This window comes from Flavobacterium fluviale (assembly GCF_003312915.1).
In the GTDB taxonomy this organism is placed as follows: Bacteria; Bacteroidota; Bacteroidia; order Flavobacteriales; family Flavobacteriaceae; genus Flavobacterium; species Flavobacterium fluviale.
In genome coordinates, this window is record NZ_CP030261.1 from 2,614,621 (window position 1) to 2,631,007 (window position 16,387).

The 16,387-nt window shown below is 33.7% G+C and carries 13 protein-coding genes; 10 read left to right on the plus strand and 3 right to left on the minus strand.

The genetic code is table 11. The features are described from left to right. Window positions 1-113: 113 nt before the first annotated feature. Entirely contained in the window at window positions 114-1,184 is a 1,071-nt protein-coding gene (serC, locus tag HYN86_RS11490) for a 3-phosphoserine/phosphohydroxythreonine transaminase (protein ID WP_113678153.1), read from the minus strand. A 93-nt stretch (window positions 1,185-1,277) separates the two neighbouring features. Further along, a complete protein-coding gene (locus HYN86_RS11495) occupies window positions 1,278-2,351 on the minus strand; it encodes an acyl-CoA reductase (RefSeq protein WP_113678154.1) in 1,074 nt (357 codons plus the stop codon). A gap of 149 nt (window positions 2,352-2,500) precedes the next feature. Between HYN86_RS11495 and HYN86_RS11500 the strand changes: the two genes are divergently transcribed. Together HYN86_RS11500 and HYN86_RS11505 are read left to right on the plus strand one after the other, a co-directional pair. Then, window positions 2,501-2,851, plus strand: a complete 351-nt coding sequence (locus tag HYN86_RS11500; protein ID WP_113678155.1) for a 4Fe-4S dicluster domain-containing protein — start codon at window positions 2,501-2,503, stop codon at window positions 2,849-2,851. A 171-nt stretch (window positions 2,852-3,022) separates the two neighbouring features. Further along, window positions 3,023-4,180 carry a peptidase associated/transthyretin-like domain-containing protein gene (locus HYN86_RS11505; protein WP_113678156.1) on the plus strand — a complete coding sequence of 386 codons (1,158 nt, stop codon included), beginning with the start codon at window positions 3,023-3,025 and terminating at the stop codon, window positions 4,178-4,180. Between the two features lie 236 nt (window positions 4,181-4,416). On the opposite strand, the gene HYN86_RS11510 is transcribed toward HYN86_RS11505, so the two are convergent. Continuing rightward, on the minus strand, window positions 4,417-7,050 hold the full coding sequence (locus HYN86_RS11510; RefSeq protein WP_113678157.1) for a TonB-dependent receptor: 2,634 nt from the start codon (window positions 7,048-7,050) through the stop codon (window positions 4,417-4,419). Window positions 7,051-7,308: 258 nt separating this feature from the next. On the opposite strand from HYN86_RS11510, the gene ychF reads away from it, so the two are divergent. The 8 genes from ychF (at window position 7,309) to HYN86_RS11550 (ending at window position 16,364) form a co-directional block, all read left to right on the plus strand. Further along, complete coding sequence (ychF, locus tag HYN86_RS11515) at window positions 7,309-8,403, plus strand: redox-regulated ATPase YchF (RefSeq protein WP_113678158.1); 1,095 nt, start codon at window positions 7,309-7,311, stop codon at window positions 8,401-8,403. A 318-nt stretch (window positions 8,404-8,721) separates the two neighbouring features. Beyond that, complete coding sequence (locus tag HYN86_RS11520; protein WP_113678159.1) at window positions 8,722-9,399, plus strand: TIGR02117 family protein; 678 nt, start codon at window positions 8,722-8,724, stop codon at window positions 9,397-9,399. 128 nt (window positions 9,400-9,527) lie between these two features. After that, window positions 9,528-10,448 (plus strand): YihY/virulence factor BrkB family protein, encoded by a 921-nt coding sequence (locus tag HYN86_RS11525; protein WP_113679923.1) that lies wholly within the window; start codon window positions 9,528-9,530, stop codon window positions 10,446-10,448. Window positions 10,449-10,516: 68 nt separating this feature from the next. After that, complete coding sequence (locus HYN86_RS11530) at window positions 10,517-11,041, plus strand: NADPH-dependent FMN reductase (protein ID WP_113678160.1); 525 nt, start codon at window positions 10,517-10,519, stop codon at window positions 11,039-11,041. Window position 11,042: 1 nt separating this feature from the next. Beyond that, on the plus strand, window positions 11,043-12,023 hold the full coding sequence (locus HYN86_RS11535) for a transglutaminase domain-containing protein (protein ID WP_113678161.1): 981 nt from the start codon (window positions 11,043-11,045) through the stop codon (window positions 12,021-12,023). 46 nt (window positions 12,024-12,069) lie between these two features. Then, window positions 12,070-13,245: a nicotinate phosphoribosyltransferase gene (gene pncB, locus HYN86_RS11540; RefSeq protein ID WP_113678162.1), complete on the plus strand. Its 1,176-nt coding sequence runs from the start codon at window positions 12,070-12,072 to the stop codon at window positions 13,243-13,245. Between the two features lie 163 nt (window positions 13,246-13,408). Then, window positions 13,409-15,277 carry a DNA topoisomerase IV subunit B gene (locus HYN86_RS11545; protein WP_113678163.1) on the plus strand — a complete coding sequence of 623 codons (1,869 nt, stop codon included), beginning with the start codon at window positions 13,409-13,411 and terminating at the stop codon, window positions 15,275-15,277. A gap of 19 nt (window positions 15,278-15,296) precedes the next feature. Continuing rightward, window positions 15,297-16,364, plus strand: a complete 1,068-nt coding sequence (locus tag HYN86_RS11550; RefSeq protein ID WP_113678164.1) for a PDDEXK nuclease domain-containing protein — start codon at window positions 15,297-15,299, stop codon at window positions 16,362-16,364. The last annotated feature ends 23 nt before the right edge of the window (window positions 16,365-16,387 follow it).

Here is a 16,387-nt window from a genome sequence, read left to right on the forward strand (position 1 = left end):
GGTTTAACTGTTTTTACGTTTAATTGTTTAATCGATGAACCAACTATTTGATTTTTCTTTTTTTTGATATTTTTAGCTGAAAACTGAGATGAGACTGAGACTGAGACTGAAAACTAAACTTTAGATTCCAACGCTTTCATTACATCAACCAAAACCTGAACGCTTTCGATTGGCATTGCGTTGTAGATAGAAGCTCTGTAACCACCAACAGAACGGTGTCCTGGCAATCCAGAAATGTTTGCAGCTTTCCATAAAGCGTCAAAAGTTTCAGTGTGTTCAGGATTGTTCAATAAGAAAGTTACATTCATATTCGAACGATCTTCAACTGCTGCTGCGCCTTTGAATAATGGATTTCTGTCGATTTCAGCGTAAAGTAATTCTGCTTTTGCGTTGTTTAATTTTTCAACAGCAGCAATTCCGCCTTTTTCTTTGATCCATTGTAAAGTTAAAAGAGAAACATAAACAGAGAAAACAGGAGGAGTATTGTACATACTTTCTGCTTTGATATGTTTAGCATAATCTAACATACTAGGAATTGTTCTTCCGTTTTTGCCTAAGATTTCTTCTTTAACCACAACAAGAGTAGTTCCGGCAGGTCCCATGTTTTTTTGAGCTCCAGCATAGATCAAATCAAATTTAGAAAAATCTAATTCGCGTGAAAAAATATCAGAACTCATATCGCAGACAACAGGAATATTTGTTGCTGGGAAATCTTTCATTTGAGTTCCAAAAATTGTGTTATTACTTGTGCAGTGGAAATAATCAGCATTAGCTGGGATTTCGTAACCTTTTGGAATATGAGTATAATTGTCGTCTTTTGAAGAACCTACGATAACAGTTTCTCCAAAAAGTTTAGCTTCTTTAATAGCAGCAGTTGCCCATGTTCCTGAGTCTAAATAAGCCGCTTTTCCATTTTCTTTCATTAAATTATATGGAGCCATTAAGAATGCTGTACTTGCACCACCTTGTAAAAATAAAGCTTGATAACCTTTTCCTTGAAGTCCTAATAATTCTAAAGCAAGGGATCGCGCTTCTTCCATAACAGCAACAAAATCTTTGCTTCTGTGCGAAATTTCAAGAATAGATAATCCTGAATCATTAAAATTTAAAATTGCTTTTGATGCTTTCTCAAAAACTTCTTGAGGTAAAATACTTGGTCCTGCGCTGTAGTTGTGTTTTTTCATGGTTGTTGTTAATAGTCGAAAATTTTAAAGACGCAAATTTCGGTAATAAGAGCCGAAAAAGAGTTAAAATATTCGAAATAATTAAACATTTTATTACTTTGTTGTTAACAAAAACGTTATAGTATCGACATTATCTGCGTAATCCCACAATTGCGGTTTTTGCGTTTCTCCGAATGCTATGCTATCTGTAGTTAATTTTTCGCTTACAATGCATTGAATATGCTCTGAGTCGTTTTCAAGGCGTTTTTGAAGTTCTTCAAGGTTTTCATAATACTCATAAAAAACACTCGAAATAGGAGAGGCGTAGCTGGAATCTTCTTTCAATGTTAGAAAACCATTATCTAACAATTTAAAATTACTCATTAAAAATACGGCTTTGTTATAATCGTAATTATTAGCGTATTTTTCATAATGAATAACGTCTTGATATTTGAAAATAGCCTGAAAAAAGGCATCAAAAGAATATCCTTTCGGGACAAAAAGCTTTGAAACGTTTCTGCACCCTAAACCAAAATATCTAAATATATCTTCGCCTAATTGCTCCAGTTCTTCATGGGTTTCTTTGCCAGTTAAAATAGCTGCCGAATTTCGGTTTTTGCGAATAATCGAAGGCTTGTCTTTAAAATAATATTCAAAATAGCGCGAAGTATTGTTGCTTCCTGTAGCAATTACAGTATCAAAATTTTCTAGTTTTCCTTCCACGAAAGTGATCTTATCCTTCAAACTTTCATCTACAGCAATTAAATATTTAGCCAAAAAAGGTAATAAGTGCTGATCATTTGATGATGTTTTGATTAAAGCTTTGTTGCCTGTAATTAAAACCGATAAGAAATCATGAAAGCCCACTAATGGAATGTTTCCAGCCAATATCAAAGCAACAGTTTTTTCCTTGCTGTCATTTTGAGCGAAGTCAGCTTCGTATTGAGAAAGCCATTTGTTGAGGTTTTCTTCTGTTAAAGCTGCTGCCCAAGACTGTAATGCGAAGTAAACCTGTTCAGGTGTATACCATCCGTTATGAGATTGGGATAAATGTATAAGTTTTTTAAAATCTTCAAAAAAGATATCATTATATAGAACGTCAGATTTTTGCACGGATTGCTCTTCAGAAAACTGACTTAAAAATTTTCCTAATTCAACAAAAACACTTTTTTTTGTTTCTAATGTCATAATGTTTGCTTATGAATTGTTTTGATTGTAATTTTGCACAAAAATAAGCATAATTAAGTCGAAAGTCAAAAGTCATCAAGTCAAAAGAAAATGTCTTTTTGTTTGTTTGACTTTATAACTTTAAGACTTTTAACTTTAAGACTAAAAAAATGGCAATTATTATAACTGACGAATGCATAAACTGCGGGGCCTGTGAACCAGAGTGCCCGAATACAGCAATATATGAAGGAGCAGATGACTGGAGATATAAAGACGGAACAAGTCTTACCGGAAAAATAGTTTTACCTGACGGAACTGAAGTTGATGCAGATGATGCCCAAACTCCAATTTCTGACGAGGTTTACTATATTGTACCAGGTAAATGTACAGAATGTAAAGGTTTCCACGATGAGCCTCAATGTGCTGCTGTTTGCCCAGTAGACTGTTGTGTGCCGGATGACAATCACGTTGAAGACGAAGAAACTTTGTTAGAAAGACAAGCGTTTTTACACGGAGAATAATTAGTTTTAATATTTCAAAATATAATCCTGAGTTCTAAAAACTCAGGATTTTTTTTTTACCCTGAAATCAGGTAATTTTAAAGGTAGTGTCTTGATAACGAATGTTTTATTTTTAGTGTGTTGCGTAATTGTTAAAAAATTAATACTTTAGTTGAAAATTTAATAACGCCTATGAAGAAATTGCTACTTTTATTTGTCGTATTACTTAACAATGTAAGCGTTTTTGCACAAAGCGAAGAGTATTCTATTCTTGTAAAAGATATCGAAACTTTACAGCCGGTTGAAAATGCTACCGTGGTTGTCTTAAAAACCAAGCAAGTTTTATTGACTAACGAAGATGGTAAAGTTACTTTTGTTTTGAGCGGCGGTTCAAATGTCCAAGTTTCAGAAATGAATTATGAAAATTTGACAATTCGCTGGACTTCTTTAAAGGAGAATGAATTTACAGTATATCTCAAAAACAAAAAAGAGAACTTAGATGAAGTGGTTGTCTCAAAAGAAAATCCTCAAAAAATCCTTCAAAAAATAGTTTCGAACTCGAAAGACAAAATAAGTATTTCGCATCGTTTGAAGGTGTATGTTCGAGAATTTTTTATGCTCGACAATCAATATTCCTATTATAATGACGGATTGGTCAATTTTCAATTCAACAAAAATAATACCCCGACTTTACTGGTAGAACAAAACCGTTCTTACGGATTATTGGAGTCTGATATAAGTTCAGATTTGAGGGGTTATAATTTGAATGATATAATGGAGAATTATTCGAGTTTTAAATATTTTGATCCTTTATTGGATTCAAAAGCTAAAAAAGAATATGATTTTACTATTAAAGGGCATGCTAAAAACAAAGATTATTATGTAATGTCCATTTATCCGTTAGATAAAGCGAAAGAAGCTATAGATAATTTCGAAATTATATATGACCCCGAGAAGAAACTTATTGTTGAATTTACAGTTGATATAACACCTCAAAATCTTGATAAAATAGAGGAAAAAACAACGGTAAATGTAAAGAATTTGACAAGGTCTTTTGTAAAAGTAAACTACAGATTTGATGGAGAAGATTATTATCTGCTGAATTCTAATGAAGAAATCGCCTATAACTTAATTCTAAAAGAAACAGTTAAAAAGATTCAGGTTAGAAACAGCTTTACAACAACAAATTTCAACAGACAAAATTTTACCTACAGCGAAAGTGATGTTTTTAAAGAAAAATCACTGTTTAATAAAAAGAATAAGATTTTGACCAATTATTGGGATATTTCTGGTTTTACCGCTACCGATGAAGAAAAAGCGATTATTGCCTCATTAGAATTTAAATTGTAATTATATAAGCAGAAAAAAAATCCTGAACTTAATTGTTCAGGATTTTTCGTTTATAAACTATTGATAATGTATCGTCAGGCTGATCGAAGTCGAAGCACTCGCTAAGATTTTTTGCTGTATGGAGCTTCTTACATGTCCTTCGACTTCGCTCAGGAGGACAAAAATGAGAGATCTGCAAAATTTGCATCAAACCAATCAAAGTTTGTCAGGCTGAGCGAAATCGAAGCCATTATGCATTAAAAATTAAATCCAAGTCTTGCATAGTAATATGCCCCGCTGAATCCCATTTGTACAGCATCCCAATAACCACCGGCTTCTGTGTTTCCTTGTTCATCTTGTTTTGTTGGATAAACATTAAATAAGTTATTGCTTCCAAGGGTTAATTTCAAACTTTTAGTGAATTGATATCCAACAGTTAAATCCGTAATTAATCTCGGATTGTATACATCGTCTTCGTCTGCGTAATCTACTAAAACGACTTTACTGAAACGTGTAAAAGCCAATCCAGCATCAAATTTATTTTTAGCATATGTAAGATTTAATCCGAATTTATTATCTGGAGCAGAAGCTAATAAAAAGGCTTTTTCGCGTTTTCCAAAGAAAGTTGCTTCGTCTAAAGCGCCATTTTTAACCTTGTCAATTTTCATGTCATTAATGTTTCCAACTAATGTTGCGCCAAACTGTCCAAAGTCAAATTGTTTCTTCCAAGAAAAAACGATATCCAAACCATGAGTGCTTGTGTCTACACCATTAGCGAAAAATTGTGCCTCAGAAACACCAAGGTTTAATGCACTTGCGTCAAAATATCCCGTAAGAACAATACGATCTTTTACTTGAATATAATAGCCATCGATTGTTGCAGTAAAATCTCCAAACGAACCTGTAAATCCTAATGAAGCATTTACTGCTTTTTCTTCGTTCAATTTATTAATTCCAAAAGCTCTTGTAACAGGACTGTCATTTGGAGCCAGTAAAACTTCAGTTGCCCCGCTGGCATTAAAATTAGTGAAACGTAAATTATAGTAAATCTGAGCTAAAGACGGTGCACGGAATCCAGTACTAACAGATCCTCTGGCATTAATATGATCTGTAATTTTAAGTCTTGAAGCCAATTTTCCGTTTACAGTACTTCCAAAGTCACTATAATTTTCAAAACGAACGGCACCGCTGAACATTAAAGCTTCTGTAACATCCAATTCTGCATCTGCATAAAGAGAAAAGTTTGTACGATCTTTATTCACTTCATTTGCCGGACTGTAGCCAGGAAAACCTTGTGAACTTCCTGGTCTTGGTTCTCCAGAGATTGGGTCAATTGGGGCACTTTGTGTAGTCGGATCTGTTATAGGCTGTCCGTTGGTGTCATAAGTAGTATAAGAACCTTCTTCACCTGCAAAAATCTCGAATTTTTCAACTCTAAATTCTGTTCCAAAAGCAATATTTAAGCCGCTTAAAACATCGCCGTAATTTTTTGAAATGTCAAAATTGGTTGTGTTTTGAAGTAAACTGTGTCCACCTGCATCAAATTGGAGCGGCGAATTTTCTTCAAGAGAAGCATTGATCGTTCCTTTTATTTCATATTGAAATTTATTCTTACCAAAAGTATTGCTTAAGTCAAATTTCCAGCCGCCAGAAGTTTCAGTTCTAATTCCTGCTGCGACAGAATTATCATTAATTTTAGAAGTAATTCGCGGAGTGTAACCGCCTGGGTAAACAGATTCTACAACTCTTTCTCCGTCATTTCTGGTAAAAGCGTACGCGTCAGTATCTCTAAAGTTACTTCCTCCAAAAGCATAAAACTCAGTTTTATCAGAAATCGGAATAGCAAGATTTGCAAACAAATTTACTCCCTGCATTTCAGCATCACCAAAACCTTTTCTAAAATCGTACGCAGGTCTTAATGTTTTGTTTTTGTTTAAAAATTCACCAGTTACGTTTACATAACCCCCTTTGCTTCCAATTGCTGTTCCGTAATTTGCCGCAACTCTTACAGAGCCTCCGTCAAAATCCTGATCTTTTCCGTATGAATTCCCGTTTCCGTTTTTGTCCAATCGATAACCTTCGGTATTTGGCGTTCCCGGCAGGAAATCACCTTTTGCATTTGTGTTAAAAACGCCATAAGTAATAGAACCTGTAAGTTCATTTACATTATCATTAGTAACAATGTTAATAACTCCGGCAATCGCATCAGAACCATATTGCGCAGATGCTCCATCGCGCAGAATCTCAATTCTTTTTATAGACGATGCAGGAATTGCATTTAAATCGGTTCCTGTATTGCCTCGGCCGCGTGTTCCAAATAAATTAATTAATGAAGATTGATGTCTTCTTTTTCCATTAATCAAAACCAAAGTCTGATCAGGCCCCATACCTCTTAAAGAAGCAGGATCAACGTGGTCGGCACCATCAGAACCAGATTGTTTATTGGCATTAAATGATGGCGCTACATATTGTAATAACTGGTTGATTTCGATTTTTCCACTTTGTGTCGTAACGTCCTTTACATTAATTACATCAATTGGAACAGCTGAATTTACAACGGTTCTTTTTGCGTTTCTAGATCCCACAACCACGACATCATTTAAAACCTGGCCATCACTTTCACCTAAAACTACGTCTATCTTGTCGCCAGAAGCTGTTTTTTCCACAGTTGAAAATCCTACATAACTAAAAACTAATGTTGCACCTTCCTTTACATTTATTCTAAAACTACCTTCAAAATCAGTAGAAACTCCATTTGATGTTCCTTTTTCAACAATATTTACGCCTGGAAGCGGTGCGCCAGTTTTGTCTTTTACAACACCCGAGACCTCTTTTTGCGCAAAGAGGAAAGCTGAATTCAGCAGAAATAAAAATAATGCAATCTTTTTCATGGTAAATGGTTTTTTTTGATTTGTTTTTTATTGATTAGTTTTATAAAAGTAATGTATTTTAACAAAATCTTAATGAAATGTTTAAAAATTTTAAAGAATGACTTTAAAATTATATTAATGAACAATTTTACTTCGCGCAAGAGCTATTAAATCTTATATTTGCAAAATTTTAAAGCCAAAAAATATCATTTTGGCAGAAACAGTAAATCATAATACATTAAATTACAACGTTTAGTGTAAAGTAATAGAAACAAACAGATGAAAGCAGGAATTGTAGGATTACCAAATGTTGGAAAATCAACATTATTTAATTGTTTATCTAATGCAAAAGCGCAAAGTGCCAACTTTCCGTTTTGTACAATCGAACCTAATATTGGTGTTGTAAACGTTCCAGATCCAAGAATCAACAAATTGGAAGAATTGGTTAAACCAGAGCGCGTTCAAATGGCAACTGTAGATATTGTAGATATTGCAGGTTTAGTAAAAGGAGCAAGTAAAGGTGAAGGTCTTGGAAACCAATTCTTAGGAAACATTAGAGAGTGTAATGCTATTATTCACGTTTTACGTTGTTTTGACAATGATAATATTGTTCACGTTGACGGAAATGTAAACCCAATTCGCGACAAAGAAACTATAGATATTGAGTTACAGCTAAAAGATTTAGAAACTGTTGAAAAACGTTTGGAAAAAGTAAATCGTGCTGCTAAAACAGGAAATAAAGAAGCTCAGACTGAAAAAGCACTTTTAGACAGAATCAGAGAAGCATTATTACAGGCTAAATCGGCTCGTACAATTACTCCTCAAAGTAATGACGAAGAAGTTTTAATGGAATCTTTTCAGTTAATTACTGCAAAACCAGTTTTATATGTTTGTAATGTTGATGAAAATTCTGCAGTAAACGGAAACAAATATGTAGATCAAGTTCGTGAGTTAGTAAAAGACGAAGAAGCTGAAGTAATTGTACTTTCAGTAGGAGCAGAGGCTGATATCACTGAATTAGAAAGCTATGAAGAGCGTCAGGTTTTCCTTGAAGATATGGGATTACAAGAGCCTGGAGCTTCTGTTTTAATTCGTGCGGCTTACAAATTGCTAAAACAACAAACTTATTTTACAGCAGGTGTAAAAGAAGTTCGTGCCTGGACAATCAATATTGGAGCTACAGCGCCTCAAGCAGCTGGAGTTATCCATACCGATTTCGAAAAAGGTTTCATTCGTGCTGAAGTTATTTCATACGATGATTACGTACAATATGGTTCTGAAGCAAAAGCAAAAGAAGCTGGAAAATTCAAAGTGGAAGGAAAAGAATATGTTGTTAAAGACGGTGATGTAATGCACTTCCGTTTCAACGTTTAATTTTTTTTTTAGATAAAATAGAAGAAAGAAACAAGAAAATAGATTAAAACTGCTGGAGAGATTCAGCAGTTTTTTTTATGTTAAAAAGGTGATTTATTTAAATTTTTCAAGTATAGTTTGTCATTTCGACTGAAAGGAGAAATCACATTAGAAACTCGACAATGATTGGCGATCTCCTTTGTGGATTTACGTGTGTGATTTCTCCTTTCAGTCGAAATGACAAAAAACTATTTGGTATTTTCAGGAAGCAAAATTTTTGGCTCAAAAATTGGTTACAGAAAAAATAACCAATTACTAATTTAAAATCAATTAATCAAAATGCTAAAAAAAACCTTCAAATTTCTGGGCTGGACACTTTTCGGAATCTTCAGTTTTCTTGCTCTTTATGTGGTTTCAGTTTATTTTATCTCTAAAATCACAGTCAATTCAGATGTTGCAAAAGTTGAGGAGCAAACCGCTATTCCCATTTATATACTTTCAAACGGCGTTCATACCGATATTGTCGTTCCGATAAAAAATGAAATTAAAGATTGGCGAAACGAAATTCAATTCAGTCAAACCCAATCTAAAGATTCATTAATGAATTTTATCGCTTTTGGTTGGGGTGACAAAGGTTTTTATTTAGATACACCAGAATGGTCAGATTTAAAAGCCAGCACAGCTTTAAAAGCAGCTTTGGGAGTAAGTTCGTCAGCTATGCACACTACATTTTTTAAACAATTAAAAGAGGGAGAAGATTGTAAACGTATTCTAGTTTCAAAAGAAAATTATCAAAGTCTGGTTAATTATATTTCAGATAGTTTCAGTGATCCAATTCACCCACAATGGATTGAAGGTCACAGCTACGGAAAAAAAGATGCTTTTTATGAAGCAAAAGGAAGTTACAGTCTTTTTTATACTTGCAATACTTGGGCAAATTCTGCTTTGAAAGCCGCCAATCAAAAAGCAAGTTTATGGACGGTTTATGATAAAGGGATTTTTTGCCATTATCAATAAATATTCGTATAAACATTTTGCTTTTTATTTTCAAACTAACATGGAAAAAATATAAGATTCTTCTAAAAAACGAGAATTTATGATTTTGATTAATGCGTAAATTTGAGAGTATCTCAAAAAATCAGCAAATGAAAATCAAAAATATATTCTCCAAGTCATGGTTTCTATTGAAAAACACCTTTTTAGAATTCAACGATGACAATGCTATCAAGCTAAGTGCCGCTTTATCTTATTATACCATATTTGCATTGCCTCCTTTGTTGATTATCATCATTACTATTTGTGGTTTTTTCTTTGGAGAAGATGCGGTGACTGGTCAATTATATGGACAAATAAATGGCATGGTTGGTAATAGTGCAGCGGGTCAAATTCAGGAAGCGATAAAAAATGTTCAATTATCTGGTGATAATATGTTTGCAACCATTTTCGGAATTGTGATGTTGTTGATAGGAGCCTCGGGGGTTTTTGCCGAAATACAAAGTTCTATTAATTTTATTTGGGGATTACGCGCCAAGCCAGATAAAGGAGTTAAGAAGTTTATTCAGAATCGATTAATGTCTTTTTCGATGATCGCATCAGTAGGTTTTTTAATGCTGGTGAGTCTTTTGGTCAATACAACTTTAGATTTAGTGAGCTCGCGCTTAAAAATATATTTTCCAGAGAGTACGGTTTACTTGTTTTATGTGGTAAATGTTGTAATTGTACTGGCGAGTATTACTCTTCTTTTTGCCATAATTTTTAGAACTCTTCCAGACGGAAAAATAAGATGGAAAGATGCCTTTATAGGTTCTGGAGTTACAGCAGTGCTTTTTATGATTGGTAAATTTGCTATCGGTTTTTATTTAGGAAGTTCTACAGTAGCCTCTGTTTACGGTGCTGCGGGATCTGTCATAATAATTCTGGTTTGGGTTTATTATTCGGCAATTATTCTGTATTTTGGAGCAGAATTTACCAAAGTATACGCAAAATCGTACGGCGGAAAAATTTATCCTAACGAATATTCAGTTGAGATTCAAAAAGAGATTTACGAGATTGATAATAATGCATAGCCGAAAATATTAAACTTTATAATATGTGGCAAGAACTTTGTTACTAAAATAAAATAAATACCACGAATATGAAAATAATAGCCTTTGGAGGAAGTAACAGCCAGCATTCAATCAATAAACGTTTAGCAACTTATGCATCAAGTTTATTTGAAAATGCTGAGGTTGAAGTTTTAGATTTAAATGATTTTGAAATGCCTATTTTCAGCGTTGATACTGAGAAAGAAATCGGTCAGCATGAACTTGCAAAAGCATTTCTTGACAAAATAGAAAGCGCAGATGTATTAGTGGTTTCATTGGCAGAAAACAATAACAATTACTCAACTGCATTTAAAAATATATTCGATTGGAGCTCGAGAATTAATAAAGAAGTCTTTCAGAAAAAACCAATGCTCTTAATGGCGACTTCGCCTGGAACGAGAGGCGGAGCATCTGTTTTAGAAATAGCTCGTAATGCTCTGCCAAGATATGGTGCAGAAATTAAAGCTTCATTTTCGCTTCCGGCATTTAATGCCAATTTTGATTTAGAGAAAAATCAAATTTCTAATGCCGAATTAGACAAAGAGTTAAGAGATATTATCAAAGATTGTTTTTAAAATGAGAATACCCAAAACTGCTTTTGTATTTCTTTTTCTGCATATCTTTTTTCTAAATTTTACTTTCGCACAAAAGCTTAGTGAAGTAGATAAAATCGTTGCAAAATATCCTAAAAGCTTTAATACCACAGAAAAGTTAGCCGATAAAATCGAGAATGATTTTAATTCGGATTATGATCGTGCACGTGCTATTTACACTTGGATTGCTCTCAATATAAGATACGATTATAATGCTTATTTGAATCCGCCAAAAATGCGCGGTTTTACTTATTCGTCAGAAGCTGAAAAGCAGCGAAAAATAAAACAGATGAATGATGATTTGATTCAGAAGGCATTTAATTCGAAAAAGGCTGTTTGTGAAGGATTTACGGCTTTGTATCAGCATTTATCTACTTTAGTGGGAATTAAATGTGAAATAGTCCGTGGAGATTCTAAAACTTCAGTTCGGGATATTGGACGAAAAACAACATCCTCCAATCATGCGTGGAATATGGTTTTGATTGATAAAAAATGGCGTTTGATTGATGTCACTTGGGGACAAGGATATTATGACAGCAGTAAAGGCAGAATGGTAAATGATTTTGCACCTATTTATTTCGATACAGATCCCGATTATTTCTTTGCCAAACATTTTCCAGATTCGGGTTCTTTTTTAGGAAGTAGACTAAGCAAAGAAGATTTTTTAAACGGACCTTTAATTTATAATAAAACCATTGAAGAAGATTATAAAATAAAAGCTCCAGATTTTGGAATTTTAGAGGTAAGAAGAGGAGATAAAATCGATTTTGAGATCAAAAATGTTTCAAAATCCAATCAGGTTTTTTATCTCAATAAAAAGAATCAGGCGGTTAAAGTTCAAAATCCAAAAGAGAAACGAGGCGGTTTAGAATTTGAAATTCTGATTGATAATAATGTAGGAGATTATATCACGATTTTTGTGGATACAAATAGTATTGTGTCTTTCAAAATACTTCCAAAATAGATTTAATTGCCGTATCTTAGCCAGTAATGATTCGAATTATAAAGCTATGGAAACAACTTTCCTGAAATCTATTTTAGACAATGATTTCTACAAATTTACAATGCAGCATGCTGTAATAAAGCTTTTTCCAAAGGCAAAAGTTCGTTACGGATTTATAAATAGGGGAAAGCATATTTTTCCAGCCGGTTTTGCAGATTTACTTCGCAGTTCTGTAGATGCAATGGCAGATCTTCGGTTAACGAAAGAAGAAAAAAGTTATCTAGCGCATTACTGCCCTTATCTTGATCCCACTTATTTAGATTTTCTACAAGGATATAGTTTTGATCCGTCTGAAGTTCATATTACTCAGGAGGGGTCAGAAATAAAAGTTACTGTTGAAGGATTTTGGTACCGGACCATTTTGTGGGAAGTGCCTTTGATGGCTCTAATCTCAGAACTTTTTTATAAGTCAAATCATTTAATTCGATTGAATGATGAAGCGATAAAAGATTTAACGAAAGAGAAAATTGACAATTACAATAAATTAGGAGTTTCGGTTTTAGAATTCGGCACAAGACGCCGTCATTCTTATGATGTGCATGATTTAATAAACGAAACTTTAAAAACATACGGTGGACAAAGTTTTATTGGCACCAGTAATGTGCATTTTGCAATGGTCAATAACCGAAGACCTTTGGGCACGCACGCCCATGAATGGTTTATGTTTCATGCCGCGCAATATGGTTTTAAAATGGCCAATTCTATAAGTTTGGAACATTGGACGCAAGTTTATGGCGGTGATCTCGGAATTGCCTTAACAGATACTTACACGACAGAGATATTTTTCAATCAATTTGATAAAAAATATTCCAAGCTTTTTGACGGTGTTCGACACGACAGCGGCGATCCAATCGAATTTGCCCAAAAAGTGATTTCGCATTACGTTAAAATGGGAATTGATCCCAAATCAAAAGCTATTGTTTTTTCAGATTCATTAAATTACGATAAGGTAAAAAAGATTGTCGATTTCTGTCAGGACAAAATCAAAATGTCATTTGGAATTGGAACAAATTTCACGAATGATGTTGGTCTTCCTGCCATGAATATGGTTATTAAATTAACCGATACAAAACCGGATAATACACATTGGCAGGGCGTAGTAAAGCTTTCTGATGAAAAAAATAAAAATACAGGAACTCCAGAAATGATTGCTTTGGCAAAACAAGTACTCGGAATCAAATAGTATTTTTGCTGAAAATGCAGTTTTTTTGATAATTTTAGCGTCCGTTTTATTTTAAAATCAATTTAAATAGATTTTTAAACTGTTATTATTCATAACAAAAAAAAAAATACGCTTTCATTTTTTACCGATAAATGGTACATTAGCCAAAAATCCAATTCACCTTATGCTAGAGCAAAATCAATATACCGAAGATAATATTCGATCACTCGACTGGAAAGAACATATTCGTATGCGTCCAGGAATGTACATCGGAAAGTTGGGAGACGGTTCTTCTCCAGACGATGGTATTTACATTCTTTTAAAAGAGGTTTTAGATAACTGTATCGATGAGTTCGTAATGGGCTCTGGAAAAACTATTGAAGTGACTATCAAGGATAAAACGGTTTCCGTTCGTGATTACGGACGTGGAATTCCTTTAGGAAAAGTTGTCGATGTAGTTTCAAAAATGAATACAGGTGGAAAATACGATTCTAAAGCTTTCCAAAAATCAGTTGGTTTGAATGGTGTCGGAACAAAAGCGGTAAATGCGCTTTCCAATTATTTCCGTGTAGAATCTGTTCGTGACGATAAACAAAAAGCGGCGGAGTTTTCTGCAGGAAATTTAGTTTCAGAAGAAGATGTAAGTGATACAACAAAACGTAAAGGAACCAAAGTGACTTTTACGCCAGATGAAACGATCTTCAAAAACTATAAATTCCGTTTAGAATATGTGATCAAAATGGTCAAAAACTATTGTTATTTGAACAATGGTTTGACGATTATTTTTAACGGAGAAAAATATTATTCAGAAAACGGACTTCGCGATTTATTAGAAGAAACAATCAGCGAAGAAGATTTAGAATACCCAATTATCCACTTAAAGGAGCATGATATCGAAGTTGCGTTAACACACAGTAAAACGCAGTACAGCGAAGAATATCACTCTTTTGTAAACGGTCAGAATACAACACAGGGAGGAACGCACTTAGCGGCCTATCGTGAAGCTGTTGTAAAAACGATTCGTGAATTTTACAATAAGAATTTCGAAGCATCAGATGTTAGAAAATCGATTGTGAGTGCGATTAGTATTAAAGTAATGGAACCTGTTTTTGAGTCTCAGACCAAAACAAAATTAGGTTCTACAGATATGGGTTCAGATGATGGAACACCTCCAGTTTCTGTTCGTACTTTCGTAAATGATTTCATTAAAACCAAATTAGATAATTATTTACATAAAAACCCGCCGACAGCCGAAGCCTTATTGCGTAAAATTCTACAGGCAGAACGTGAGCGTAAAGAATTGTCAGGAATTAGAAAACTGGCTACAGATCGTGCTAAAAAGGCCAATCTTCATAATAAAAAATTAAGAGACTGCCGTGCGCATCTTCCAGATACCAAAAACCCAAGAAACTTAGAAAGCACGCTTTTTATTACCGAGGGAGATTCGGCTTCCGGATCGATTACAAAGTCACGCGACGTGAATACGCAAGCCGTTTTCAGTTTGCGTGGTAAGCCTTTGAATTCTTACGGAATGACGAAAAAAATTGTGTATGAGAATGAAGAATTTAACTTGCTTCAAGCAGCCTTAGATATCGAAGACGGACTGGAAAAATTACGTTACAACAACATCGTAATCGCAACCGATGCCGATGTCGACGGAATGCACATTCGTTTGTTATTGATTACATTCTTTTTGCAATTTTTCCCAGAATTAATTAAAGAAGGGCATTTGTACATTTTGCAGACACCGCTTTTCAGGGTTCGAAACAAAAAAGAAACCATTTACTGTTATTCTGAAGAAGAAAGAAAAGACGCGATTGAAAAACTAAAACCAAAGCCAGAAATCACCCGATTTAAAGGTTTGGGAGAGATTTCGCCAGATGAGTTCAAAAACTTTATTGGAGAAACCATTCGCCTTGATCCGGTTATGATGGATAAAAACACTTCTATTGAGCAATTATTGTCTTTCTATATGGGTAAAAATACACCTGATAGACAAGATTTTATTATCAAGAATTTGAAAGTGGAGATTGATGAATTGGAGGAGGTATAATAAAATTATAGAATATTAAGTGTCAGACGGTCTTCATAATAAAGTTATTTTTCAGCAAGTTGCCGAGTTATTGCAAAATGCCCGACAACAGGTTTTACGTACCGTAAATTCTACAATGACAATTACCTATTTTGAAATAGGAAGAATTATTGTTGAAGAAGAACAAAATGGCAAAGATAGGGCTGAATATGGAAAACAACTCTTACAAAGTCTTTCTCAGCAGTTGACAAAAGAGTTTGGTAAAGGTTTTTCAGTTGATAATTTAAGTAATATGAGAAAGTTTTATTTGACTTTCTCAATTTCCGAGTCACTGACTCGGATTTTACAAATTAAAAAAACGCAGTCAGTGACTGCGGAATTCAATAAAGTAGATTATCAAACTTTGGCTTCATTTTTTAAATTGACATTTACCCATTATGTCTTTTTAATGCGAATTGAAGATGAAAAAGAAAGAAGCTTTTATAAAATTGAATCTGAAAAAAATAATTGGAGCGTTCGGGAGTTAAAACGTCAATACGATACGGCACTTTACACAAGATTGGCTTTAAGCAGAGATAAAGAAGGAATTTTAAAGCTTTCAGAGCAAGGTCAGATTATCGAGAAACCGAAAGATATTATTAAAGATCCTTATATTCTTGAATTTTTAGGATTGCCAGAATTACATCAATATTCAGAATCTCAGTTAGAAGAAGAAATCATTAGTAAACTAGAGCATTTTTTATTAGAATTAGGTCATGGTTTCACTTTTGTCGCAAGACAGGAAAGAATTACTTTTGATGATAAACATTTTAGAATTGATTTAGTTTTTTATAATAGAATATTACGATGTTTTGTTCTTATTGATTTGAAAATAGGTGAATTAAAACATCAGGATTTAGGCCAGATGCAAATGTATGTCAATTATTACGATAGAGAAATGCGATTGGAAGATGAAAATAAAACTATCGGAATTGTACTTTGTCAGACCAAAAGTGAAGCTGTAGTAAAATATACTTTACCAGAAAATAATGAGCAAATATTTGCCAGTAAATATAAGACCGTTTTACCAAGTGTTGAAGCTTTAAAGGAACTACTCGAAAACAAATAGAATTATAATTAGAATATAATTAA